We start from the raw sequence: 661 nt of genomic DNA on the forward strand, positions 1-661 counted from the left end.
GCTACAGCCACATCCTGGCTGCCGCCACCTCCAACGGCAAAAACATCCTGCCGCGCGTTGCCGCTGCGCTGGACGTCGACCAGATCTCCGAGATCATCTCGGTCGAAAGCGCTGACACCTTCCAGCGCCCGATCTACGCCGGTAACGCCATCGCTACCGTGCAATCGAGCGCTGCTGTGAAAGTGATCACCGTGCGTGCCACCGGTTTCGACCCGGTTGCCGCTGAAGGCGGGTCTGCTTCGGTTGAAGCCGTTGCCGCTGCCCACGACACTGGCATCTCCAGCTTCGTCGGCGAAGAGCTGGCGAAATCGGACCGCCCTGAACTGACCGCTGCCAAGATCGTCGTTTCCGGCGGCCGTGGCATGCAGAACGGCGACAACTTCAAGCACCTGTACGCCCTGGCCGACAAGCTGGGCGCGGCGGTTGGTGCTTCGCGCGCCGCTGTCGACGCAGGTTTCGTGCCCAACGATATGCAGGTCGGTCAGACCGGCAAGATCGTTGCTCCACAGCTGTACATCGCGGTCGGTATCTCCGGCGCGATCCAGCACCTGGCCGGCATGAAAGACTCCAAGGTGATCGTTGCGATCAACAAGGACGAAGAAGCGCCGATCTTCCAGGTGGCCGATTACGGCCTGGTGGCAGACCTGTTCGAAGCCATCCC

At 62.8% G+C, this 661-nt stretch carries 1 protein-coding gene; it reads left to right on the forward strand.

Annotated features, from left to right (window positions below; genetic code table 11):
• The coding region (locus tag QIW53_RS27190) for an electron transfer flavoprotein subunit alpha/FixB family protein (protein ID WP_371052680.1) at window positions 1–661 on the forward strand (661 nt) is incomplete at both ends.

The organism is Pseudomonas fluorescens (assembly GCF_041354075.1).
Classification (GTDB): Bacteria; Pseudomonadota; Gammaproteobacteria; order Pseudomonadales; family Pseudomonadaceae; genus Aquipseudomonas; species Aquipseudomonas fluorescens_CE.